2 pseudogenes are annotated in these 1,174 nt (G+C 40.8%); one reads left to right on the forward strand and one right to left on the reverse strand.

Annotation, left to right across the window (positions count from 1 at the left end):
* A pseudogene (locus ACWD1Z_RS37730) lies at positions 1-95 on the forward strand (RNA-binding S4 domain-containing protein); the annotation flags it as partial.
* A 58-nt stretch (positions 96-153) separates the two neighbouring features.
* Here the strand turns inward: ACWD1Z_RS37730 and ACWD1Z_RS37735 are convergent.
* Positions 154-861, reverse strand: a pseudogene (locus tag ACWD1Z_RS37735) (HAD-IC family P-type ATPase); the annotation flags it as partial.
* Between the last annotated feature and the right edge of the window lie 313 nt (positions 862-1,174).

Below are 1,174 nucleotides of genomic sequence, written 5' to 3' on the forward strand. Positions count from 1 at the left end.
TGCGGGTGAACGGCGAGCGGGTCAAGCCCGCGCACGCGGTGCGCGTGGGTGACGAGGTGCGGCTGCGGCACGAGGGCCGGGAGCGGATCGTCGTGTAAAAACCCAAGTAATAGCTGCAATAACAAGTACCGCTGGCGTGTAATACTTAGCAAAGCGGTCGATGAATTTCTCAGCAGGAGATTTGGTATCTTGGGCTTCTTCGACAAGTTCAATAATTTTACCAAAGGTTGTATCTTCGCCGACTTTTTCTGCTTCTACGTAAATTGTACCGTTTTCTAAGATAGAACCTGCAAAAACTTTGGTACCAGCTTCCTTTCTGATTTCACGTGATTCACCTGTGATACTGGCTTCGTTGACATAGCCAGATCCTTGGTAAATACGACCATCAACAGGAACTTGACGTCCGGTTTTTACTAAGAGTTTGTCGCCAATTTCAACTTCATCAATGTCCATTTCTTCGCCATCAGCAGATAGGGCTGTGCTGGGTGCCATATTCGTGAGTTCTTTGATACTTGATCGCGTTTTTTCAAGCGTTTTTTTCTCCAAAAATCCACCGAAAGCGAAGAGAAAAGTGACAATTGCTGATTCTTCATATTCACCGATGAACAAAGCACCGATAACTGCAATAGAAACTAGCAGGTCAATCGAAATTTGTTTCACTTTGATTGCTTGATAGGCATGAATTGCAACAGGTATAAAACCGATAATACTTGCAATAATCATTGTCGAATTCCAAATCCATATTTGATTTACACCATATTTACCAAGGTATCCGAGTACAATGAGAATGGCTGAGAGGATAACCAAGTGATTACTGTGTTGTTGAAGTCGTTTTTGAAAGTTCAGTGTTATTTTTGCCATATTTTCTACTTCCTTTAATTTTCTTTATGATACTAGTATAGCGCTACCCTTATAGATAAAAATTGATAACTATCAAGAAAATAAAAAGTATAACTTACTAGACTTTATTAACATAAAGGTAAGGTCTGTCTGACGATTCCTGCGGAAAGTTTTGGCAACTGCAGTTGCCAAAATTGGGCGTTTGCCCCAGACCCCAAGCAAACAAAAAAGACAGTTTCCTGTCTCTTTTGTTCTCTGCTTTTAGTAAATGACTATTTACTTTCAAAATTTGATCAACCATATGGAGAACCACCGGTTCCTAGGTTAATTTGCA

The organism is Streptomyces sp. NPDC002784, assembly GCF_053592135.1.